The 23,737-nt window shown below is 61.4% G+C and carries 18 protein-coding genes and 1 tRNA gene; 6 read left to right on the top strand and 13 right to left on the bottom strand.

The genetic code is table 11. The annotated features are described in order from the left end of the window. Positions 1-10 precede the first annotated feature (10 nt). Entirely contained in the window at positions 11-1,474 is a 1,464-nt protein-coding gene (locus AKL28_RS03225) for a glutamate synthase subunit beta (RefSeq protein ID WP_050466618.1), read from the top strand. Positions 1,475-1,643: 169 nt separating this feature from the next. Next, entirely contained in the window at positions 1,644-3,440 is a 1,797-nt protein-coding gene (locus tag AKL28_RS03220) for a M61 family metallopeptidase (RefSeq protein ID WP_050466792.1), read from the top strand. Between the two features lie 106 nt (positions 3,441-3,546). Here the strand turns inward: AKL28_RS03220 and AKL28_RS03215 are convergent, their stop codons facing one another. From AKL28_RS03215 to AKL28_RS03190, 6 genes are all read right to left on the bottom strand, one after another. Further along, a complete protein-coding gene (locus AKL28_RS03215) occupies positions 3,547-4,158 on the bottom strand; it encodes a 50S ribosomal protein L25/general stress protein Ctc (RefSeq protein WP_050466617.1) in 612 nt (203 codons plus the stop codon). A gap of 129 nt (positions 4,159-4,287) precedes the next feature. Then, complete coding sequence (locus tag AKL28_RS03210) at positions 4,288-5,238, bottom strand: ribose-phosphate pyrophosphokinase (protein ID WP_050466616.1); 951 nt, start codon at positions 5,236-5,238, stop codon at positions 4,288-4,290. Positions 5,239-5,361: 123 nt separating this feature from the next. Continuing rightward, positions 5,362-5,438, bottom strand: a tRNA-Gln gene (locus AKL28_RS03205). Positions 5,439-5,515: 77 nt separating this feature from the next. Further along, positions 5,516-6,385 (bottom strand): 4-(cytidine 5'-diphospho)-2-C-methyl-D-erythritol kinase, encoded by an 870-nt coding sequence (ispE, locus tag AKL28_RS03200; RefSeq protein WP_050466615.1) that lies wholly within the window; start codon positions 6,383-6,385, stop codon positions 5,516-5,518. Positions 6,386-6,415: 30 nt separating this feature from the next. After that, the gene (gene lolB, locus AKL28_RS03195) at positions 6,416-7,069 is read right to left on the bottom strand and encodes a lipoprotein insertase outer membrane protein LolB (RefSeq protein WP_231602331.1); all 654 of its coding nucleotides are present in this window, start codon (positions 7,067-7,069) and stop codon (positions 6,416-6,418) included. After that, positions 7,069-8,877, bottom strand: a complete 1,809-nt coding sequence (locus tag AKL28_RS03190) for a tetratricopeptide repeat protein (RefSeq protein WP_050466614.1) — start codon at positions 8,875-8,877, stop codon at positions 7,069-7,071. Before AKL28_RS03190 ends, lolB begins: the two co-directional genes overlap by 1 nt. Positions 8,878-9,057: 180 nt before the next feature. Here AKL28_RS03190 and mutM point away from each other — a divergent pair, with 180 nt between their 5' ends. Both mutM and mutY read left to right on the top strand, forming a co-directional pair. Further along, entirely contained in the window at positions 9,058-9,879 is an 822-nt protein-coding gene (mutM, locus tag AKL28_RS03185) for a bifunctional DNA-formamidopyrimidine glycosylase/DNA-(apurinic or apyrimidinic site) lyase (protein ID WP_050466613.1), read from the top strand. After that, a complete protein-coding gene (gene mutY, locus AKL28_RS03180) occupies positions 9,876-11,012 on the top strand; it encodes an A/G-specific adenine glycosylase (RefSeq protein WP_050466612.1) in 1,137 nt (378 codons plus the stop codon). The genes mutM and mutY overlap by 4 nt, the downstream gene beginning before the upstream one ends. Positions 11,013-11,027: 15 nt before the next feature. Here mutY and rapZ read toward each other — a convergent pair whose 3' ends face one another. The 6 genes from rapZ to ilvA form a co-directional block, all read right to left on the bottom strand. Continuing rightward, entirely contained in the window at positions 11,028-11,891 is an 864-nt protein-coding gene (rapZ, locus tag AKL28_RS03175; protein WP_174525334.1) for an RNase adapter RapZ, read from the bottom strand. A 57-nt stretch (positions 11,892-11,948) separates the two neighbouring features. Further along, positions 11,949-12,887, bottom strand: a complete 939-nt coding sequence (gene hprK, locus AKL28_RS03170) for an HPr(Ser) kinase/phosphatase (RefSeq protein ID WP_050466610.1) — start codon at positions 12,885-12,887, stop codon at positions 11,949-11,951. A 199-nt stretch (positions 12,888-13,086) separates the two neighbouring features. Then, complete coding sequence (locus AKL28_RS03165; protein ID WP_050466609.1) at positions 13,087-13,560, bottom strand: PTS sugar transporter subunit IIA; 474 nt, start codon at positions 13,558-13,560, stop codon at positions 13,087-13,089. Positions 13,561-13,832: 272 nt separating this feature from the next. After that, entirely contained in the window at positions 13,833-14,351 is a 519-nt protein-coding gene (locus AKL28_RS03160) for a hypothetical protein (protein WP_414735685.1), read from the bottom strand. Positions 14,352-14,800: 449 nt separating this feature from the next. Next, positions 14,801-15,667 (bottom strand): NADPH-dependent 7-cyano-7-deazaguanine reductase QueF, encoded by an 867-nt coding sequence (gene queF, locus AKL28_RS03155; RefSeq protein ID WP_050466607.1) that lies wholly within the window; start codon positions 15,665-15,667, stop codon positions 14,801-14,803. A 68-nt stretch (positions 15,668-15,735) separates the two neighbouring features. Next, positions 15,736-17,262 (bottom strand): threonine ammonia-lyase, biosynthetic, encoded by a 1,527-nt coding sequence (gene ilvA / locus AKL28_RS03150; protein ID WP_050466790.1) that lies wholly within the window; start codon positions 17,260-17,262, stop codon positions 15,736-15,738. 360 nt (positions 17,263-17,622) lie between these two features. Here ilvA and AKL28_RS03145 point away from each other — a divergent pair, with 360 nt between their 5' ends. Continuing rightward, positions 17,623-18,114 carry a YqaA family protein gene (locus AKL28_RS03145; RefSeq protein ID WP_050466606.1) on the top strand — a complete coding sequence of 164 codons (492 nt, stop codon included), beginning with the start codon at positions 17,623-17,625 and terminating at the stop codon, positions 18,112-18,114. 8 nt (positions 18,115-18,122) lie between these two features. Here the strand turns inward: AKL28_RS03145 and AKL28_RS03140 are convergent, their stop codons facing one another. Continuing rightward, positions 18,123-19,136, bottom strand: a complete 1,014-nt coding sequence (locus AKL28_RS03140; RefSeq protein ID WP_082221340.1) for a ZIP family metal transporter — start codon at positions 19,134-19,136, stop codon at positions 18,123-18,125. Between the two features lie 486 nt (positions 19,137-19,622). Here AKL28_RS03140 and AKL28_RS03135 point away from each other — a divergent pair, with 486 nt between their 5' ends. Then, on the top strand, positions 19,623-23,636 hold the full coding sequence (locus AKL28_RS03135; RefSeq protein ID WP_050466788.1) for a DUF3683 domain-containing protein: 4,014 nt from the start codon (positions 19,623-19,625) through the stop codon (positions 23,634-23,636). Positions 23,637-23,737 lie beyond the last annotated feature (101 nt).

Here is a 23,737-nt window from a genome sequence, read left to right as displayed (position 1 = left end):
TGAGAGGAAAATGGGAAAAGCAACCGGTTTCATGGAGTACCAGCGCCTGAAAGAGGCGAGCGAGGCGCCAGCGGCACGCACCAAGCATTACAAGGAATTCGTCCTGCACCTGACCGAGGGCGACGCCAAGATCCAGGGCGCGCGCTGCATGGACTGCGGCATTCCGTTCTGCAATAACGGCTGCCCGGTCAACAACATCATTCCTGACTGGAACGACTTGGTCTACCGCGGCAACTACAAGGAAGCGCTGGACACGCTGCACTCGACCAACAACTTCCCCGAGTTCACCGGCCGCATCTGCCCGGCGCCGTGCGAAGCTGCCTGCACGCTGGGCATCAACAACGACGCCGTGGGCATCAAGTCGATCGAGCACTTCATCATCGACAAAGGCTGGGAAAACGGCTGGGTGGTGCCGCAACCGGCAGCCATCAAGACCGGCAAGAAAGTCGCCGTCGTCGGCGGCGGCCCTGCCGGCATGGCCGCGGCGCAACAGCTGGCGCGCGCCGGCCATGACGTGACCGTGTTCGAGAAGAGCGACCGCATCGGCGGCCTGCTGCGTTACGGCATCCCCGACTTCAAGATGGAAAAGTCGCACATCGACCTGCGCGTCGAACAGATGAAGGCTGAAGGCGTGACCTTCCGCACCAGCGTGTTCGTGGGCAAGGATTTCCCGGAGACCGTCAATAACTGGGCCAAGGAAACCATTTCGCCGGACGAGCTGAAGAAGGAGTTCGACGCCATCGTCATCGCCGGCGGCGCCGAACAGCCGCGCGACTTGCCGGTTCCCGGCCGCGAGCTCAAGGGAGTGCACTTCGCGATGGATTTCCTGCCGCTGCAAAACAAGGTCAATGCCGGCGACAAGCTGAAGAACCAGATCATGGCCACCGGCAAGCATGTGGTGGTGATCGGCGGCGGCGATACCGGTTCGGACTGCGTGGGTACATCCAACCGCCACGGCGCCGAATCGGTGGCCCAGTTCGAACTGATGCCGCAACCGCCGGAAACCGAGAACAAGCCGATGGTGTGGCCGTACTGGCCGACCAAGCTGCGCACGTCTTCCTCGCACGAAGAAGGCTGCAACCGCGATTGGGCCGTAGCGACCAAGCGCTTGGAAGGCAAGAACGGCAAGGTCGAGAAACTGATCGCCGCCCGCGTCGAATGGAAGGACGGCAAGATGCAGGAAGTGCCGGATTCGGAATTCGAAATGAAGGCCGACCTGGTGCTGCTGGCGATGGGCTTCGTCTCGCCGGTGCAGCAGGTGCTGGATGCTTTCGGCGTCGAGAAGGATGCGCGCGGCAATGCCAAGGCCACCACCGACGGTGAAGGCTGCTACAAGACATCGGCCGACAAGGTGTTTGCCGCCGGCGATATGCGCCGTGGCCAGTCGCTGGTCGTGTGGGCGATCCGTGAAGGACGCCAATGCGCCCGCGCAGTGGACGAATACCTGATGGGCGCGTCGCTGTTGCCGCGCTGATGCGGACTTAATCGATAACAAGTTTTTTGAGTTTCATTTGACCCTGGACCCGGGCAGACGCAAGTCTGTCCGGTTTTTTTTCGCCTGCCCTGGCGCAAGGCGCTCAAGTAAAATGGACCAATTCACCGCACAGGCGCATCCGTACCAGGCGCAGGCTTACAGGACCCATATGGCTACCCCTATCCGCTACACCATTACTTCCAACGATCCGGTATCCCACGTCTATGACGTCACTATCACGGTCGACAAGCCCGCTGCCGAGGGCCAGGTCTTTTCGCTGCCGGCATGGATTCCCGGCAGCTACATGGTGCGCGAGTTTGCCAAGAACATCGTGCGGCTGCACGCCGAGTCCGGCGGCAAGAAGGTCGCCGTCAAGAAGCTCGACAAGCACACCTGGAAAGCCGCCGCCTGCACATCGGCATTGACGCTGAGCTACCAGGTCTATGCCTGGGACTTGTCGGTGCGCACCGCGCACCTGGACCAGACCCACGGCTTCTTCAACGGCACCAGCGTGTTCCTCGCCGCGCAAGGCTTCGAGCAGGGGAGGCATGTGGTCGACATCCTTCGCCCGGAAGGCGATGCCTTCAAGCGCTGGCGCGTGGCCACCGCGATGCCGGAACTGAAGGCGCGGCGTTATGGCTTCGGCACCTATGTGGCACAGAACTATGATGAGCTGATTGACCATCCAGTTGAATTCGGCGACTTCGCGCTGGCCAGTTTCAAGGCGCATGGCGTGCCGCACGACGTGGTGATCACCGGCCAGGTTCCGAACCTCGACATGGCCCGCCTGTGCGACGATCTCAAGAAGATCTGCGAGGCGCAGATCGCTTTCTTCGAACCCAAGAGCAAGCGCGCGCCGATGCAACGCTACGTCTTCATGACGCTGGCGGTGGGCGACGGTTATGGCGGCCTGGAGCATCGCGCCTCGACGGCGCTGATCTGCGCGCGCGCCGATTTGCCAGTCAAGGGAAAGCCTGAACAGACGGATGGCTACCGCACCTATCTCGGCCTGTGCAGCCATGAATATTTCCATACGTGGAACGTCAAGCGCATCAAGCCGGCGGTGTTCGCGCCGTACGACCTGCGCCAGGAGAATTACACCTCGCTGCTGTGGCTGTTCGAGGGCTTCACCAGCTATTACGACGACTTGTTCCTGGTGCGTACCGGCGTGATCGACACCGATGCCTATCTCAACATGCTCTCCAAGACCGTCACCGGCGTGCTGCGCGGCAGCGGCCGCAAGAAGCAGAGCGTGGCCGAGTCCAGTTTCGACGCCTGGGTGAAGTACTACCGCCAGGACGAGAATGCCCCCAACGCCATCGTCAGCTATTACACCAAGGGCTCGCTGGTGGCATTGGGCCTGGATTTGACGATACGTACGCAAACGCGCGGCCGCCGTACATTGGATGATGTCATGCGCGGTTTGTGGAACCGCTACGGACGCGATTTTTATGAGGGCGGCGGGCAAGGCGTCCCCGAGGAGGGAATCCTGGCGCTGCTGGAAGAGTTGAGCGGCGCCGATCTGGGGCGCTTCTTTGAGCGCTGCATCAAGGGGACGGAAGACGTGCCGCTGGCCGAGCTGTTGCCGGGTTTTGGCGTCAGCTATGGCGATGCGACGCCGAAGGATGCCAAGCCCTGGCTGGGTGCGCGCATTGCCAAGGATGGCGGCGACGCCAAGCTGGCCAGTGTCTATGAGGGCAGTCCGGCCGCGCATGCGGGCCTTTCGGTCGGCGACAAGCTGGTGGCGCTGGACGGGTTGCGCGTGCCGGCTTCCGGTCCGGATGGTTTGCTGTCGCGCTATCGCATCAACGATACGGTGCGCGTGCATGCCTTCCGCCGCGATGAGCTGATGGAATTTGCCGTGCGTTTGAAGGCCGACGTTGCGCCGCAGGTAAAGCTGGCCGCGCTGGGCAAGCCGGCTGCAGTGGTGCGCCAGCGCGAGTCCTGGCTCAAGCGGGGGAGCTGAAGCGGTTCATGGCAAGAAAACGCCCGCTCGGATAGGAGCGGGCGAGATTGCCGCAAAAAGAAAAACCCGCCGTGAGGCGGGTTTTCTCAGCGATCCGAAGAGCGGATTACTTGGCTTCTTCAGCGCCGCCAGCAGCGGCAGCCTGGCTTTCAGCTTCGACCTTGCCAGCCGGCACAGCAGCGGTGGCGATGGTCAGGTTTTCCTGGGTCACGGCGGTCACACCGTTAGGCAGCTTCAGGTCAGCCAGGTGGATCGATTGGCCGACGTCCAGCTTGGACAGGTCAACTTCGATGAATTCCGGCAGGTTCTTCGGCAGGCAGGAAACGTCCAGTTCCGATTGCACGTGGGAGATGATACCTGCGTGCAGCTTCACGGCCGGCGAGGTTTCAGCGTTCACGAAGTGCAGTGGCACCTTGGTGTGCAGCTTTTGCGATGCATCGACGCGTTGGAAGTCGACGTGCAGGACCAGTTGCTTGTATGCGTGGACTTGGAAGTCGCGCAGCAGGACTTGTTCGACCTTGCCGTCGAGTTCCAGATCCAGGATCGACGAGTGGAAGGTTTCCTTCTTCAGCGCGTGGTACAGCGCGTTGTGGTCCAGAGCGATGTTGACCGGTGCGCTGGTGCCGCCGTAGACGATACCAGGGGTTTGGCCAGCAATACGCAGGCGGCGGCTCGCTCCGGTCCCCTGCAGAGTGCGTGGAAATGCGATTACTTTCATGATAAAGCTCCAATGTTGGCAAAGCGCGTCGTTGAATTGACGACGGATGCCTTGCGTTGAAAATATTCCCCGCGACCAGGGAATATGAAAAACCTCGCTGCATTGCTGCAGCGAGGCGAATCCTGTTTCTTATTCCGCGAACAGCGACATCACCGAGTCGCCCTTCGTAATACGCTTGAAGGTTTCTGCCAGCAGGTCCGCGCAGGTCAGTTGGCGGATCTTCGGGCAGGCGCGGGCAGCGGGCGACAGCGGAATGGTGTCGGTCACAACCAGCTCGTCCAGCGGCGAATTGCTGATGCGGTCGATGGCAGGGCCCGACAGCACCGGGTGCGTACAATAAGCAACTACCTTCTTGGCGCCACGTTCCTTGAGCACTTCGGCAGCCTTGGTCAGGGTGCCGGCGGTGTCGACCATGTCATCCATGATCACGCAGTTGCGGCCTTCGACTTCACCGATGATGTTCATCACTTCCGACACGTTGGCCTTCGGACGGCGCTTGTCGATGATCGCCAGGTCGCAGCCCAGGCGCTTGGCCAGCGCACGGGCGCGCACCACGCCGCCCACGTCGGGCGAGACCACCAGCAGGTCGTCATAGCTCTTGGCGACCAGGTCGCTCAGGAGAATCGGCGAAGCGTAGATGTTGTCCACCGGGATGTCGAAGAAGCCCTGGATCTGGTCTGCGTGCAGATCCATGATCAGGACGCGCTCGACGCCGGCTTCCTGCAGCATGTTGGCAACGACCTTGGCCGAAATCGCGACACGCGCCGAACGCGGGCGGCGATCCTGGCGGGCATAGCCGAAATAGGGGATGGCGGCGGTAATGCGGCCGGCCGATGCGCGCTTCAAGGCATCGACCATGATCATGATTTCCATCAGGTTGTCATTGGTCGGCGCGCAGGTGGACTGCAGCACGAAAACGTCCTTGCCGCGAACGTTTTCATTGATCTCGACCATGACTTCGCCATCCGAGAACTTGGAGACGTTGGCCTTGCCCAGCGGGATACCAAGTTTGTCAGCGACGCCGCGCGCCAGCTCCGGGTTGGCGTTGCCGGTAAAAACCATCAGGTTCTCAATTGCCATATGGGTATCCCTGAATGCAATCGTTAAAAAGTCGAAAAGCCGACAATGCTTGACTGGTCGGTCTCACATTGACGGCTTATTTTTCTGACTGGACGCTGAGTCAAAGACCGGTCCTGAATTAAATGGCAGGGGAACAAGGATTCGAACCTTGGAATGCCGGAATCAAAATCCGGTGCCTTAACCAGCTTGGCGATTCCCCTACACAATCTGCTGTTTGCCGCTTCATCGCGCCAGCCTTAATACACGCGGCGCGGATTTTTCGTCAAACCAATTCTTTTTACGACGGCAATAAATGGGCGAGAGGATGTTCCTGCATCGCTTTGGCTTTCCAGCCGTTCCAGCGCGAAGGCAATTGTTTCAGCACTTCGTCTGCCTGTTGTTCGTGATCGAATGCACAAAACACGCAGGCGCCGGATCCGGTCATTCTGGCTTTTCCGAACTTGCCGAGCCAATCGATGGCTTCTGCAATTTGCGGGAAATGCCGGGTTGCCACTATTTCCAGATCGTTTCTCCCGAAGTTCGAAGCGATTTGATTCGTCGCATCAGGAAAGTCCGTTATTCTGACGACTTTTGTATCCCGTGTCAATTCCGAAGACGAAAAAATTATCGCGGTTGGCACTGAAACGCCCGGTTCGATCACCACATACCAGCAGTTGGCGGTTTCCAGTGGCGAAAGCGTCTCGCCGACCCCTTCGGCGAAGGCATTGCGGCCAAACAGGAAAAACGGGACGTCAGCGCCCAGTTTCAGGCCGATATCCATCAATTCCTGGCGTTTGAAGCCGGTTTTCCACAGATGATTCAGGGCCAGCAGGGTCGTAGCGGCGTCGGAAGACCCGCCGCCCAGGCCGCCGCCCATGGGCAGCCGCTTTTCCACGGTAATCGAGGCGCCCAAATCCGGCCGACCGGCGGTTTCGCGCAGCAGGTGCGCCGCGCGCACCACAAGATCGGATTCGGGCGGTACCCTGGGAATGTCGTTGGTGCGCACGATCCGGCCGTCTTCGCGCACGGAGAAATCCAGGCTGTCGCAGCGGTCGATCAATTGGAATGCCGATTGCAACAGGTGATAGCCATCGGCGCGCCGGCCGGTGACATGCAGGAACAGGTTGAGCTTGGCGGGCGCCGGGCAGGCGTTCAGGGTGACGGTCATGGTAAGGCTTGATGCATCAGGCACGAGGCCTCAGGTTTTTTTCCAGCTATCAACAGCAATGCGGATCGACACCTTACCGGCTTGTTCGGTATCCCGGGTCAGGTCAATGCGCTTGGGCCGGGTTTGGCCGCTATCCGGATCGCTTTGCCAGTTGGCATAGGCCACGCGCCAGCCATCTTTGGTGGAAAAGCTGGCGTAATCTTGGCCCGGTTTGGCCTGGAACGGCTTTCCGGCGCTGTCGGTGCCATTGCCCTGCAGCCACTGGCGCATGCCCGAGACCGGCAGAGGCCAGCCCAGCGATTGGGCCGCCAACTCATCGACATCGGGCGCCACTTGCGGCGACCTGCCCGACTGCACCAGCGTGGCGATGCCCGGCCTGACGCTGATGGTAGCCACGGTCTGGCCCAGCGGCGAGAGCAGTTCCAGATCGGTTTCCGTTGCCGTTTGCGACCAGATGAAGCTGCCGTGCAGCGACTGCGGGCTGTTGCCTTGTTCGTATTGCACCGAGATACGGCCGCTGATATCGATGTTTTCCTGATAGGCCGGTGCTGCCGCTGTGGGGGTGGATGCCTGCTGCGCGGACATTCCGGCACAGCCGCCCAGCAGGAGTGCAACCGAAGCCGCGCCCAGCGCGGCGGCGCGGCACAGGCCGAAACGGCCTGCGAACATGCCCGGAGTTGCCATCATGGCTTGACGTTCAGCCGCGCCAGCGTGCTTTTCAGGACATCGTTGTCGGGATCCTTGGCCTGCACTTCACGCCAGACCTGCTTGGCCTCGTCCTGCTTGCCGCGCGTCCACAGCACTTCACCCAGGTGCACGCCGATTTCCGGATCGGGGCGCAGCGAATAGGCCAGGCGCATCTGGGTTTCGGCTTGCTCCAGGCGGCCCATGCGGAACTGGATCCAGCCAAGGCTATCGGCGATGAAGGCATCCTGCGGCGCCATGTCGGCAGCCTTCTGGATCAGTTCCAGCGCTTCCGGCAGGCGGATGTTGCGGTCTGCCAGCGAATAGCCCAGCGCGTTGTAGGCGTGCTGGTTGCCGGGCGCCAGTTTCATCACCCGGCGCAGCGAGCTTTCCATTTCCTTGTAGTTGCCCAGCTTCTCGCACACCATCGCGTAGTCGTACAGCAGGTCGGTGTTGTTGGGGAAGTGCTCCAGGCCGCCCTTGAGCACGTCGGCCGCTTCCTGGTTACGGTTGGCATCGCGCAGCAGCAGCGATTCGGCCTGGATCAGTTGCAGTTGCTCGGCATCGGTAGTCGACTCGGACTGTGCCGCTTCCAGCGCCTTGCGGGCGCCATCGATGTCGTTCTTGCGCATCAGCAACTGGGCGCGGCGCACCTGGATGTTGATGTAGCCGTCGGTGCCGGGCTCGGCCTGGTCCAGATAGCGCAATGCGCCGTCGAGGTCGTTGCGTTCTTCGGCGATGCGCGAGAGCAGCAGGATGGCCTGGCTGGGATCGCGGTCGTCTTCAGGCTGGGCAGCCAGCACCTGCAGGTAGCGCTTCAGGTAATTTTCCGCGTCCTTCAACTGGTCGGTCTGGGCCGACAGTACGCCCAGCGCGAACAGCGTGGTCGGGTCATCGCCGTCTTCCTTGAGCAGCGCCTCGAATTGCGTGCGGGCATCCTTGTAGTTCTTCTGCTCCACAAGGCTGCGGGCATAGGCTACGCGCACTTCGCGCGAATTCGGGTATTTGCGCAGGAAGTCGGACACCAGCTTGGTGGCCTCGTTGGTATCGGAAGCTACTTGCGCCGCGGTCAGGACCGCCAGTTCCGAGTCGGGTTTGATCTTCAGCGCCGCGCGCGCTTCGCGTTGCGCATAGGTGGCGTCGCCCACATTGAAGGCCCCTTGCGCCAGTGCCAGATGGGTTTCCAGCAGGTCGCCATAGGGTTGCGTCACTTTTTGCAGGATGGCGAAGCTGGCCCGTTTGTCCTTGGCGCGCGCCAGCAGGCGCTGGATTTGCAGGATCATCGGGCCGCGTGCCTGCGGGGCGGCATCGGCCAGGCGCTGGGTCAGCAACGGTTCGATCTCGTCGACGCTGTCGGAGAGCATGATCAGGCCGAGGTAATTTTGCAGCGCTTCATCCGAATGCGGCGCCAGTTCGGTCCACAGGCGCACTGCCACCAGCGCTTCGCTGGGCTGGCGGGCCGCGACGGCGATCTCGGCCGCGCGCTTGGCCAGGCGCGGATCGCGCGTCTGCTGGGCAGCGGCCAGGATGGTCACGTAGGCCGATTGCCATTGGCCGCGCTGGAAAGCGATCTCGGCCGTCAAAACCTTGTAGAGGATGTCTTCGCTCAGTTCGACCGCCGGCAGCGAGTCTTCCTGCTGCTGGGCGCGCGCCTTGGGCGCTTTCTTGCGGTTGGCCGCCGCGGATTTCGCGAGTACGGCTTTTTTGTCTTGTGCCGCTTCGGCGTTCGCCTTGTCGCCGGACTGCTGGAAGCTTGCGCATGCAGTCAGCAGCAGGGAACTGGTGAGGAGGGCGAGAGTTTTTTTCAAGGTTGCATCCTGAATTCGGGAGGTTTCGATTTTACGCCCAACAGCAAAGGGTTTGCTGTAAGCAGAGTGTAATGCATCCTTGCATGCTCCGTCGCCGGTATGGCAGCAGCAGCGGCCTTGTTTTCAGCATCTGGATTATCATATGCAGCTTCCTATCCGCAGCCTCACCGACGTAGCCAGATGCCAGAATTGCCAGAAGTTGAAGTCACCCGACGCGGGGTCGCTCCTTATTTAGAGGGGAAGACTGTTACCGGCGTCGTTACCCGCCATACCGGGTTGCGCTGGCCTTTCCCGGCCGGGCTGGACGCGCTGCTGGCCGGGCGCAAGGTGCTTGGCACCGGCCGCCGCGGCAAATACCTGCTGATCAACTTCGAGCATGGCACGTTGATCGTGCATCTGGGGATGTCCGGCCACCTGCGCATTTTGCCGCCCGGTATCGCCCCGCAGAAGCACGACCACTTCGACCTGCTGGTCGGCGGCCAGGTGATGCGTATGACAGACCCGCGGCGATTTGGTGCGATCCTCTGGCATGACAAGGCAGACGGCGCCGTTGAAGAACACATGCTGCTGCGCAGCCTCGGCCTGGAGCCGCTGGAAGACACGTTTTCGGCGCGCGAGCTGTTCCGCCAGACGCGCGCGCGTTCTGCGCCGATCAAGCAAGTGCTGCTGGCCGGCGACATCGTGGTTGGCGTGGGTAATATCTACGCATCCGAAAGCCTGTTCAAGGCACGCATCAACCCTAAGACCCCGGCATACAAGATCAGCCTGGCGCGTTACGAGCGCCTGGTCGATGCCATCCGCGAGACGCTGGCGGCGGCCATCGAACAAGGCGGCAGCACGCTGCGCGACTTCATCGCCGTCAACGGCCAGTCCGGTTACTTCCAGCAAAGCTACTTCGTCTATAACCGTACGGGCCAGGAGTGCCGCGTGTGCGCCACGCCGATCCGCCAGATCAAGCAGGGCCAGCGCTCCACCTTTTACTGCGTGAGCTGCCAGAAATGAAGGGCCTGGTCGACAAGCCGCGGCGCAAGAGTGCGCCGGCCGATGGCGAGTGCTATGAGGACCCGTCGTTTTCGGCGACGGTGATCGCCTGGCAAAAGCAGCATGGCCGCCACAAGCTGCCGTGGCAGAACACGCGCGACGCCTATCGCGTGTGGCTGTCGGAGATCATGCTGCAGCAGACCCAGGTGGCCGCAGTCATCCCCTATTACCAGCGTTTTCTGGAGCGCTGCCCGGATGTGTTCAGCCTGGCCGCCGCGCCCTCCGAAGACGTAATGGCGCTGTGGAGCGGCCTCGGTTATTACACCCGTGCGCGTAACCTGCACAAATGCGCGCAACGTGTGGTCAATGAATATGGCGGACGCTTCCCCGACGATCCTGACTTGCTGGCCGATCTGCCCGGCATCGGCCGTTCCACCGCGGCAGCCATCGCGGCATTCTCCTACGGCCGGCGCGCCGCCATCCTGGACGGCAACGTCAAGCGCGTGTTTGCGCGCGTGTTCGGCATCGATGGTTACCCCGGCGCCAAGCCGATCGAAGACAGGCTGTGGCTGCGCGCGGTGGCGCTGCTGCCGGACGAAGGGATCGAGGCCTATACGCAAGGCTTGATGGATCTCGGCGCCACGCTATGCGTGCGCGGAACGCCTTCGTGCAAGAAATGCCCGCTGGCCGGCCGCTGCGTTGCGCTGGCACAGGATCGCGTGGGGGAGCTGCCGGTCAGCAAGCCGAAGAAGGCAGTGCCGGAAAAGGAAACCGTGATGCTGGTGGTGGCGCATGGCGGCGATGTGCTGCTGGAACAGCGCCCCGACAGCGGCATCTGGGGAGGCCTGTTGTCGCTGCCGGAAATCGCAGTGGGCAATGCCGGGCAGTTCGAGCATGCGGTGCAGACGCTGGTCGCCCCTTATGGCGTGCTCGACGCTTGTCGCAAGCTGCAGCCGTTCTCGCACGTCTTCACGCACTTCAAGCTGCACATCGCGCCTTTCCAGGTCGCGCTGAAAAGCCGTTCGCCGCGCATCGCGCAACATGCGCTGGTCTGGTATCCGGTGGAAAAGCTGGCCGATGCGCCATTGCCGGCGCCGGTGAAGAAGTTGCTGCTGGGGGTATTGCGCAGCGACGATTTGCTGGCTGCCGTGTAGGCCGCGCAGGCCGGATCAATCCAGCTGGCGATGCCGGCATACGACCTGTTCGGTCGCGCGGAAGTGCCGTGCCAGCTGCTCGGCGATGTAGACCGAACGGTGCTGGCCGCCGGTGCAGCCGATGGCGATGGTGAGGTAGCTCCGGTTATCGTCTTTGAAGGACGGCAGCCATTTCTCCACGAAACCGCGGATGTCGTTGAACATATCGCTCACTTCCTGATACCCCGAGAGGAACTCGATCACGGGATCGTCGCGCCCGGTCAGCGGACGCAGCGCCGCATCGTAGTGCGGATTGGGCAGCATGCGCACGTCGAACACCAGGTCGGCGTCCAGCGGCAACCCATGCTTGAAGGCGAAGGATTCGAACAGGATGGTCAGCGGCGAGCGTTCGATATCCACCAGGCCCTTGATCCAGCGGCGCAGCTTGTTCGAACTCAATTGCGAAGTATCGATTACGTGCGCGATTTCCTGCATCTCGCTCAGCATCTCGCGCTCGATATCGATGCATTCGGTCAGCGTCAGGCGGTCGGCCGGGTTGCGGCCGGGCAGCAGGCGATGCGACAGCGGATGGCTGCGGCGGGTTTCGGAGAAGCGGGTGATCAGCGTCTCGTTGGAGGCGGTCAGGAAGAAGACCTTGACGTCATGGCCGTCAGCCTTGAGTTTGTCGATATCGGTGCGCAGCGTCGCCAGCGAATCGGCGCTGCGGGCGTCGGTAGCCACCGCCAGCATGCTGGCGCCCTCCCGGATGCGGGTATCGACCAGGTCGCACAGCAGTGCGGGAGGCAGGTTGTCGACGCAGAAATAGCCGGCATCCTCGAGCACATGCAGTGCCACTGATTTGCCGGAGCCGGAGATGCCGGTGATCAGAACGATTCTCATGCCGTCAATGATAACGCATGCGGGTTGGTCAGTCGCGCCGCCGGCGCGATAGGAAAATCACTCGCCGTTCATGGCACGTCGCTGGCGCTCGATGAATTCCTTGAGCGTATCGATGCCGCGCAACTGCAGGATGGTATTGCGCACGGCCGCTTCCAGCAGCACCGCGATGTTGCGGCCGGCCGCAACAGGGATCACCACCTTGCGGATCGGCAAGCCCAGCACTTCCTCGTATTGCGCGTCCAGCGGCAGGCGCTCGTAATTCTCTTCCAGCGTGCTGCGGCGGACCAGGTGCACGATCAGTTTCAGGCGCATTTTGCGGCGTACTGCGGTCTCGCCGAAGATGGCCTTGATGTCCAGAAGGCCCAGGCCGCGCACTTCCAGCAAGTTTTGAAGCAGCGGCGGGCAGCGGCCCTCGATCATGTTGGGCGCGATGCGCGCGAACTCCACCGCGTCGTCGGCCACCAGGCCGTGGCTGCGCGAAATCAGTTCCAGACCCAGTTCACTCTTGCCCAGGCCGGATTCGCCGGTGATCAGCACACCCACGCCCAGCACGTCCATGAACACGCCATGCATGGTGATCTGCTGCGCCAGTTTCTTGGACAGGTAGACGCGCAGATAGTCGATCACCTGTGCCGCCGGCAACGGCGTGGAAAACAGCGGGATGTTCTTTTCATCACACACCGCAAGGATGTCGGGCGGCGTCGACAAGCCTTGCGCGATGATGAACGCAGGTGGTTCGCCGGCCACCAGTTCCGCGGTCTGGTAGGCGCGCGAGGTGTTGGACAGGCGCTGGTAATACTCGATTTCCTGGTGGCCGAATACCTGGATGCGGCCGGGGTGGATCAAATTCAGGTGGCCCACCTGGTCGGCGGCCGAGACGGCGTCGCCGGAGATCAGTCGTTCGCCGCCGGGAAAGCCGGCGAACCAGCCCAATTGCAGGGATTCACGATTTTCTTCGTAGAGCTGCTGTATCGACAACGCGGAATAAGTGGGCATGTAGATCCGATTCTGCTGGCAAATGTGGGCGAGGAAAGCGTGAATGCCATGTCCGCGCCATGAGGCAGGCCGGATGCGGCAACTGATACAGGGTACCGAATTTGTCGGGATACGGAAACCGGGGCGGCCCGCTCCTTGCCCGGCGGCGGCGCTTCCACCGCCGCTGCGCAGAGAGCGATAGGGGGCAAGAGGGCTGCGGTCAGCCCGCTTTTTCCAGCGAAGGCTGCCAGGTCACGATGCGCGAATGCACTGCAGCGCTGTCGGGTTCGGCCGTCAGTTCATTGCGGAAGGCATCATCGGAAAACATCTCTGCAATCTCGGAGAGGATTTCCAGATGCTGTTGCGTAACGTGGTCCGGGATCAGAAGGAAGATCAGCAGCTTGACCGGCTGGCCGTCAGGGGATTCGAACGGGATCGGATCGGCCAGCCGCATGAACAAGGCCAACGGGGCCTTGAGACCCTTGACACGCCCGTGCGGGACGGCGACGCCATGGCCAAGCCCGGTTGAACCGAGGCGCTCACGAGCAAACAGGTTTTCGGAAACGGTAGAGCGGGCGATGCCGCAGTTGTTTTCGAATGTCAGGCCGGCTTGTTCGAAAGCTCTTTTTTTGCTGGAGACTTCCAGGTCCAGAACGACATTTTCTGGAGGCAGGATTTTTGCAAGATTAGTCATGACGCTCAAAGAATTACTACAGAGGTGGTACTTTGAGCAGGATTATAGGCTTGTTTGTGCGCCTCGCAACGCCCTGAAAGCGCGAAACAAGGGGGGAATTTGACCCGACTGATTGGATTTGAGGAAGAGCCGGAGTTTCTTGGTAGAAAACTGGCGGAAGTTGTTGAAAATCAAGTCCTTTCCGCCGTTGTCCAGATGCCCGCCAGACGGGGGAAACTCCGCAGCAATGCCAATCTTTTACGTCTTGCTCATGTTTTGGGCAGTACGCGTATTTACATTTCGATGCGGCCGAAAATCAGCAAGACATCGCCGTTGTTCTTGTTGCTGCTCAAGCGTGGTACGTAGGCGAACATCACCTTGGCTTTCTTGGTGCCGATGGAGGCCAGCGGCAGCGGGACCGGGAAGGGGACGCCGCCGAAGTAGTCCTGGCGGCTCATGAGCATGGCCGTGCCGCCCAGGCCGAGTTCCAGTCCGGTATGCGCTACCGGGAACACCCATTCATAGGCATAGCCGGCCATGTATTGCGGATGGCGATGGGAATCCTTGATCACGAAACCGTACAGCGATTCGTCGTTGCCTTTCTCGTTGCGCAAGGTCTTGCCATAGCCCAGGCCCCAGGCATGCTCGTTGAGTTCATCCAGCTTGTCCTTGGTGTAAGTGCCGCGCCCGTGGTGCGCCACGCCGGACAGGTAGATTGCGTCATCGCCCTTGTCCCAGATATTGGACATGTGGTCTTTGGTGCTTTGCCACAGGCTGTACTTGTCGTCGTCGGCATGTGCGGCCAGGGGCATGCTCAAGGCGCAGACGGTGGTCATGGCGGCGAGCAGGCCTGCCTTGCTGCGGTTGCCGGAATGGGAGGAAGAAGCGCACAGGCGCGAGATGGTGTTTGTCATATTGTTTTCTGATGCGCCAGGAGTTCGCAGGCGAGGCCCGGAGTCTGGCGGCATGTTCCGATGAATTGATTAACGCTTTGCGTCGACAGGGGCTGTCGGGACGCGGCAAATGCCTTGAAAACAAGTGACAAGTATTTTCAGGGAAAAATTCCCCGAAAATCCTGTTTTTCCGTGAGCAATTTGTTACGAGAATGCCGGTCGCGGCGCTCGCAGTTTGAGTCCGATGCCTGCAGCAGGCCGGCTCGCGGCAGACATCGGTGATGGTCTATCGCTTACCGGCAGCAAGAATCTGTAACAATTTATTGATAGATCTTCTATATGCGACGGAGTGTATCGCCAGGTTGCGCTTACTGGCGTGCGTTGCGCAATTGCGAAGGAGCGTGGCCGCCGGAAAAGTTGCTGCGCCAGGGGTTGATGTCCAGCCCTCCGCGTCGCGTGTAGCGCGCGTAGACCGCCAGTTTTTGCGGTTTGCACTGGCGCATGATGTCGACGAAGATGCGCTCCACGCACTGCTCGTGGAATTCGTTGTGCTCGCGAAAGCCGATGATGTATTTCAGCAGCATTTCCTGGTCGATCGGCGCGCCCACGTAGTGGATCTGTACGCTGCCCCAATCGGGCTGGCCGGTCACCGGGCAGTTCGATTTGAGCAGGTGCGAAACGAAGGTTTCTTCCACCGTGGCTTCTTCCTGGTTGGCGCGCAGGATGCTGCCATCGGGATGGGAGGATGCTTCGATTTCAACATCCAGCCGGTCGAGCGGCAGGCCGCGCAGCTCGCCAAACTGCAACTGGCCGAATTGCGCGGGTTCAGTCAATGTCACCTGCACTGAAGCGCCGGCGGCGGCGGACAGGTCGGTGCGCAGCTGTTCCAGCAACTGCGCCGAACTTTCCAGCCGTTCCTGGTTGAACGAATTCAAATACAGCTTGAACGACTTGGACTCGATGATATTGGGCGAATCGGCCGGTACGATGAAGGTAGCGATGGCGATCTGCGGTTTGCCCCGCAGGTTCAGCCACGAGATTTCGTAGGCGGTCCAGATGTCCACGCCGAAAAAGGGCAGGGTGCCGGCGATCTGCAGTTCGGCGCGCTTGGGGGCACGCGGAATGGGAAACAGCAGCCCCGGATCGTAGGCGCCCGGATAAGCCGAGCTCTTGCCCAGCGGGGAAGTCTCCGGCGAGTGGCCGGCGGTGGATGAGGACGGGTTTGGCTTGTCCATGATATTTCTCCTGCGGTGTTGCGTGCTGTGCCGCGGTTCCCGTTCGGGGCGCCGCGGCGTGTCCGGACTTAGCCGAGGAACAGCTTGTACAGCGGGTTCTTGGTTTCGTCCCAGTGGCGGTAGCCGAGCTGAGCCAGGAAGGTGCGGAATTCCTTCATTTCCTTCTTTGGCACCTGCACGCCGACCAGGATGCGGCCGACGTCGCCGCCCTGGTTGCGGTAGTGGAACAGGCTGATGTTCCAGTTCGGATTCATGCTGCTGAGGAATTTCATCAGTGCGCCCGGACGCTCGGGGAATTCGAAGCGGTACAGCAGTTCGTCGCCCGCCAGGTCGCTCTTGCCGCCGACCAGGTGGCGGATGTGCACCTTGGCCAATTCATCATGCGTCAGGTCCAGCACGCCGAATCCGGCCTTCTCGAAGTTGCGCGCGATCTTGCCGGATTCGTCGGCGCTGCCGATCTGGATGCCGACGAATACGTGCGCCGCCTTCGCATCGCTGATGCGGTAGTTGAATTCGGTCACGTTGCGCGGGCCGACGGTCTCGCAGAAGCGGCGGAAACTGCCGCGTTCTTCCGGAATCGTGACCGCGAACACGGCTTCGCGCGCTTCGCCGACGTCGGCCATTTCGGCCACGAAGCGCAGGCGATCGAAGTTCATGTTGGCGCCGCAGGCGATGGTGATCAGCGACTGGCCCTTGATCGGATGCTTGCTGTGCTTGGCGCGCTCCACATACGCCTTGGCGCCGGCCACGGCCAGCGCACCCGCCGGTTCGACGATGCTGCGCGTGTCCTGGAAGATGTCCTTGATGGCGGTGCACACGGCGTCGGTGTCGACGATGATGATGTCGTCGACATACTTCTTGGCCAGGCGGAAGGTTTCCTCGCCCACCAGCTTGACGGCGGTGCCGTCCGAGAACAGGCCGACATCGGGCAAGGTGATGCGGCGGCCGGCCTTCAGGCTGCGCGCCATGGCATCGGAGTCGGCGGTCTGTACGCCGATGATCTTGATGTCGGGGCGCACCGCCTTCACGTAAGCCGCCACGCCCGAGATCAGGCCGCCGCCGCCGATGGCGACGAAGATGGCGTGGATCGGGTCGGAATGCTGGCGCAGGATTTCCATGCCGACGGTGCCCTGGCCGGCGATCACGTAAGGGTCGTCGAACGGATGGACGAAGGTCAGCTTCTGTTTTTTCTCCAGCGTCAGCGCGTGGTTGTAGGCATCGGTAAAGGAGTCGCCGAACAGCACCACTTCGCCGCCGCGCGCCTTGACGGCTTCGATCTTCACCTGCGGTGTGGTGGTCGGCATCACGATCACGGCGCGGCAGCCCAGCTTGGCTGCCGACAGCGCCACGCCCTGCGCGTGGTTGCCGGCCGAAGCACAGATCACGCCGCGCTTCAGTTGCGCCGGCGTCAGGTGCGCCATCTTGTTGTAGGCGCCGCGCAACTTGAAGCTGAACACGCTCTGCATGTCTTCGCGCTTGAAGTAAATTCGATTATCAATCCGTTGCGACAGCGTGTTGGCCAGCTCGAGTGGCGTTTCTTGGGCGACGTCGTAGACGCGGGCGGTCAGGATTTTTTGCAGATAATCGTTACTCATTTTGGTCATGAAGAATGGCGTTTCAGCGCAGTCATATAGTGAGAATGTGAGGAGAAAAACGGCTGGGTAAGCCGGTGTCGGATTTCGATCGTATCCGGCAGGCGATAGCCGTCCGGATGCGAGGGAACTGGTCATTATAATGGAGCCGCGCCGTGCGCCGGCATTGTCGGCCGATAGCGGGTATGCCGCAGGCATATGGAATATGTCCGCGCAATCGCCGCCGGGGGGGCGGCGTCCTGGTCTTGATATCCGGCGTCGCAACATCAACTAGAATGCTGGCTTTGCCCATCTGGCCGCTGTATTCCTGGCGGCAAGATTTTCTCCTGCTTCCGGTAGCCTTCCCATTACCTGTTTCCAAACATGATCGAATCCGCCGTCCTCTGGCTATTGAATGTCCTCGCCGTTCCCACCGTTGGGCTGACCTCGGTTTTTCTCATCAGCTTCATCTCCGCGACCTTGCTGCCGCTTGGCTCCGAGCCGGCCGTATTCGCCGTGATCAAGGCCAATCCCGAGATGTATTGGCCGGTGATCCTGGTGGCGACTGTGGGTAATACGCTGGGTGGAGTGGTGGACTACTGGATGGGATACGGCGCCAAGCAGGCATTCGCGAAGGAGCGTTCGACGCGCTGGTTCCACTGGCTGGAGCGTTTCGGGCCCAAGACCATGCTGCTGGCCTGGTTGCCCGGCATCGGCGACCCGATCTGCACGCTGGCCGGCTGGCTGCGCTTGCCGTTCTGGCCGTCGGTCGCCTACATGGCGATCGGCAAGTTCCTGCGCTACATTGCGATGACCTGGTTGTTGCTCAATGTGCCGGATGGTTTCTGGCGCAGCGTGGCGGATTGGCTGGCCTGAGAACCTGTTCAGCCCAGCATCACATCCAGCAGCATCATTGTCACGAAGCCTGCCAGTAGTCCCAGCGTCGCCTGGGATTCATGGCCCTGGCGATGCGACTCGGGAATCACTTCGTGGCTGATCACGAACAGCATGGCGCCGCCCGCGCCGGCCAGCGCCCAGGGCAAGGCGGTGGCCGAGACGCCGGTTGCCATCGCGCCGAGTACCCCGCCGATCGGTTCGACCAGGCCCGAGAGTATGCCGGCCGCAGCCGCCTTCATCGGCGAATAACCCAGCGTGCGCAAGGCCAGCGCCACCACCAAACCTTCCGGAATGTCCTGGATGCCGATGCCGGTAGCCAGCGCCACGGCCTTGCCCATGTCTTCGCCGCCAAAGCCCACGCCAATCGCCAGCCCTTCAGGGAAGTTGTGGATGGTGACTGCCATCACGAACAGCCAGATGCGCGTGGTGCGCGCCGGGTTGCTCTGGTCGTTGGCCATGGCCAGGAAATGCTGGTGCGGGATCACATGGTTCAGTGCCAGCACGAACAGGCCGCCCAGCATGATGCCGGTGGCAGCCAATAGCACCGACGCGTTCCTGGCGTAACCGATGGCTTGCGCCGCGTCCATGGCCGGAATGATGAGTGAAAAAACACTCGCCGCCAGCATTACGCCGCCGCCATAGCCGAGCATCACATCTTGCGCCTTGACCGAGATGCGGCGCGTGAACAGCACGCCCAGCGCTCCCAGCGCCGTCAGGCCGGCGGCGGCGCTGGAGCCCAGCAGAGCATTCCATACATGCGGGTTCGCTATGAAGTAGGCGTGCAGGCTTTCATAAGACTTGATCGCCAGGAACACCAGCGCCACCAGCAGCATGACGATCTGGCGCGGCTTGAGGTTGAGCGTCAGGCTGTCGCCGAGATCCGGTTTGGCGTCGGATGGCGGATGCTGCACGCCATTGTCCGGAGAGGGAAATGACGCCGCAGCGTCATCGGAAGTATTGGTCTGGAGAGGAAAATTTTTGTTCAACGGTGCCGGTATCATGGCAGTCTCCCTGGCTGGCGGGGTTTGCTGGACGTCCCTGTGGCCTGTTTTACAGACCGCAGGCGGAATGGCGGGACGTTCCTTCGAGCTATGCCTTGCATTGGGCGTAGTCGGCCAGGGTGATGGCTAGATTTTCCAAGAATTCGGTAATCAGGTTCTGCAACATAACATCCTCCGTGTTTTTTCGGGACAACATCCACAACGCATGGAGGGATTATAGTTTTTATAAATTAATAATAATAAATTGATTGTTTTTATAAATTCAATCGTTTATGGTTATCGGGTTCAGCAACCAATCCAGTCCTGGACCGCTATTCCAATGATTTTGCTGCGCTGCGAAAATTGCTTGCAGGCCAACTTCAGCCAGCACTTCATTGCTAAAGAATAATCATTTGCATTGCAGCCGCAAAACCGGGCGCATCCCGTCGCGACTTTTGGCAATAGGCTAAAATGCACATCCGGCAGCAGATTTATTTTTTTACATTGATGAACGCCCCCGCTCATATCCAAGCCTTGCTCACAGATGCGCCGCATGGCGCCACGCCCACGCGCTTGCGCGAAATTCCTTACAACTACACCTCGTTCTCCGATCGCGAGATCGTGATCCGGTTGTTGGGCGAAGAGTCTTGGTCCCTGCTGGATGAGCTGCGCGCCAAGCGCCAGACCGGCCGTTCGGCACGCATGCTGTACGAGGTGCTGGGCGATATCTGGGTCGTGCGCCGCAATCCCTACCTGCAGGACGACCTGCTGGATAATCCCAAGCGCCGCGCCGCGCTGATCGATGCGCTGAACCATCGCCTGCACGAAGTCGACAAGCGCCGCATCGATGTCGGCCAGGCCGACGCCGGTGATGCGACTACCGCCCCCGATGCCGCGCGCCGCAGCGCCAGCGTGGAAGCGCTGATCAAAGCGGCCAAGAAGGCGGTTGCCGATTTCGCCGAAGAATTCCGCCACACCTACGACCTGCGCCGTCGTGCCACCAAGGTGCTGGGCCGCTACACCGCAAAAGACAACATCAAGTTCGACGGCCTGTCGCGTGTGTCGCACGTGACCGACGCCACCGACTGGCGCGTCGAGTATCCGTTCGTGGTGCTGACCCCGGACAGCGAAGACGAGATGGCCGGCCTGGTCAAGGCCTGTATCGAACTTGGCCTGACTATCATCCCGCGCGGCGGCGGCACCGGCTACACCGGCGGCGCCATTCCGTTGACGCCGCTGTCGGCCGTCATCAACACCGAAAAGCTGGAACAGCTGGGTGCGGTCGAGATGGAAGTGCTGCCCGGCCTGGACAAGCCTTACGCCACGATCTACTCGGGCGCAGGCGTGGTGACCAAGCGCGTCTCCGACGCTGCCGAAAAGGCGGGCTTCGTGTTCGCGGTCGACCCGACGTCGGCCGAGGCCTCGTGCATCGGCGGCAACGTCGCCATGAACGCGGGCGGCAAGAAAGCCGTGCTGTGGGGTACCGCGCTGGACAACCTGGCCAGCTGGCGCATGGTCGATCCGCAAGGCGACTGGCTAGAAGTCACGCGCCTGGATCACAACCTGGGCAAGATCCACGACGTCGAAGTCGCACGCTTCAAGCTGGAGTGGTCGCACCCCGGCGAGAAGGGCCAGAAGACTGACGTCTTCAAGACCGAGATCCTGGAAATCTCCGGCAAGAAATTCCGCAAGGAAGGCCTGGGCAAGGACGTGACCGACAAGTTCCTGTCGGGCCTGCCGGGCGTTCAAAAAGAAGGTTGCGACGGCCTGATCACCTCGGCGCGCTGGATCCTGCACAAGATGCCCAAGCAGACCCGTACCGTCTGCCTGGAATTCTTCGGCCAGGCGCGCGATGCGATTCCGTCGATCGTCGAGATCAAGGATTTCCTCGACGCCGAAACCAAAAAGGGCGGCGCCATCCTGGCCGGCCTAGAACATCTGGACGAGCGCTACCTGCGCGCGGTCGGCTATGCCACCAAGTCCAAGCGCGGCGTGCTGCCGAAGATGGTGCTGATCGGCGACATCGTCGGCGATGACGAGAACGCCGTGGCTGCTGCCGCGTCGGAAGTGATCCGCATGGCCAACAACCGTGTTGGCGAAGGCTTTGTCGCGGTCAGCCCGGAAACCCGCAAGAAATTCTGGCTGGACCGTTCGCGCACGGCCGCCATCGCCAAGCACACCAACGCCTTCAAGATCAACGAAGACGTGGTGATTCCGCTGAACCGCATGGGCGAATACACCGACGGCATCGAGCGCATCAACATCGAGCTGTCGATCAAGAACAAGCTGCAACTGCTGGCCGAACTGGACAGTTTCTTCGTCAAGGGCAACCTGCCGCTGGGCAAGAGCGACGACGCCGAAGGCGAAGACATTCCCGCATCGGAAATGCTGGAAGACCGCGTGCATCAGGCCGAAGCGCTGCTGGAACAGACGCATGCGCGCTGGTCCTACCTGCTGGCCAACCTCGACAAGCCGCTGCGCGTGGCCAAGGACGAACTGGCTGCATTGGGCCTGGACAAGATGATGCCAGTGTTCGCCCAGCGCCTGCTGGACCAGCCTGAGGCCAACGTGTTCCACGTGGTGCAGGACCGTACCGTGCGCGTCTCCTGGAAGCAGGAAGTACGCGCCCAGCTGCGCCAGGTCTTCAGCGGGGCGGCCTTCAAGCTGATCCTGGAAGAATGCCAGGCGATCCACAAGCGCGTGCTGCGCGGCCGCGTGTTCGTGGCGCTGCACATGCATGCCGGCGACGGCAACGTACACACCAACCTGCCGGTCAACTCCGACCATTACGAGATGCTGCAAGACGCGCACGTCGCCGTGGCGCGCATCATGGAGCTGGCCCGTTCGCTGGACGGCGTGATCTCGGGCGAACACGGCATCGGCATCACGAAGCTGGAGTTCCTGACCGAAGACGAGATCGGCGAATTCCGCGAATACAAGAAGCGCGTCGACCCCGAAGGCCGCTTCAACAAGGGCAAACTGCTCAACCTGCCGGGCTTCGAAGCCGACCTGTCGAACGCCTACACGCCTTCGTTCGGCCTGATGGGCCACGAATCGCTGATCATGCAGCAAAGCGACATCGGCGCCATCGCCAACAGCGTCAAGGACTGCCTGCGCTGCGGCAAGTGCAAGCCGGTCTGCTCGACCCACGTGCCGCGCGCCAACCTGCTGTACTCGCCGCGCAACAAGATCCTGGCGACCTCGTTGCTGGTCGAAGCCTTCCTGTATGAAGAGCAGACCCGCCGCGGCGTCTCGATCAAGCATTGGGAAGAATTCGAGGACGTGGCCGACCACTGCACGGTCTGCCACAAGTGCGTCACGCCGTGCCCGGTGGATATCGACTTCGGCGATGTCTCGATGAACATGCGCAACCTGTTGCGCAAGATGGGCAAGAAGTCCTTCAATGCCGGCACCAGCGCGGCAATGTTCTTCCTCAACGCGAAGGACCCGGCCACCATCAACGCCACCCGCAAGGTCATGACCGACTGGGGCTTCAAGGCGCAGCGCCTGGGCAACGACCTGTTGAAGAAGTTTGCCAGGAAGCAGACGGCCAAACCTGCGGCCACGGTCGGCAAGCCGCCGGTCAAGGAGCAGGTGATCCACTTCATCAACAAGAAGATGCCGGGCAACCTGCCCAAGAAGACCGCACGCGCGCTGCTGGATATCGAGGACGACAAGATCGTGCCGATCATCCGCAACCCCAAGACCACCACGGCCGAGACCGAGGCGGTGTTCTACTTCCCGGGCTGCGGTTCGGAACGCCTGTTCTCGCAGGTCGGCCTGGCGACTCAGGCGATGCTGTGGAACGTCGGCGTGCAGACGGTGCTGCCGCCCGGTTATCTTTGCTGCGGCTATCCCCAGCGCGGCACCGGCAACTTCGATGCGGCCGAGAAGATCATCACCGACAACCGCGTGCTGTTCCATCGCATGGCCAATACGCTGAACTACCTCGACATCAAGACCGTCGTGGTGTCCTGCGGCACTTGCTACGACCAGTTGCAGGGCTATGAATTCGAGAAGATCTTCCCCGGTTGCCGCATCATCGACATCCATGAATACCTGCTGGAGAAGGACGTCAAGCTGGAAGGCGTGACCGGTACCCGCTACATGTACCACGATCCCTGCCATAGCCCGATGAAGCTGCAGGATCCGCTGAAGACCGTCAACTCGCTGATCACCACGGTGGACGCGCAGAAGATCGAGAAGAACGACCGCTGCTGCGGCGAGTCGGGCACCTTCGGCGTATCGCGCCCTGACGTGTCGACCCAGGTGCGCTTCCGCAAGGAAGAAGAAATGCGCAAGGGCGCGGACAAGGTGCGCGCCGACGGTTTCACCGGCGACGTCAAGATCCTGACCTCGTGCCCTTCCTGCTTCCAGGGCCTGTCGCGCTACAACGAAGACTCGGGCACCACCGCCGATTACATCGTGGTGGAAATGGCCAGGCACCTGCTGGGTGAGAACTGGATGCCGGAATACGTCGAGCGCGCCAACAACGGCGGCATCGAACGCGTGCTGGTATGAGAACCTGCTCAACGCCCCGCCGGGATTGTCTAAATGCCCTTTCAGGCGGTCTGCGGCGTTGCAAAGCCTCGCCGGGCCGCCAGCCCGGCTGCGTTTTGCGC

It is taken from the genome of Herbaspirillum chlorophenolicum (assembly GCF_001189955.1).
Taxonomy (GTDB): Bacteria; Pseudomonadota; Gammaproteobacteria; order Burkholderiales; family Burkholderiaceae_D; genus Herbaspirillum; species Herbaspirillum chlorophenolicum.
The sequence above is the reverse complement of the archived record's forward strand: the minus strand, read 5'-3'. Positions and strand labels throughout refer to the sequence as shown.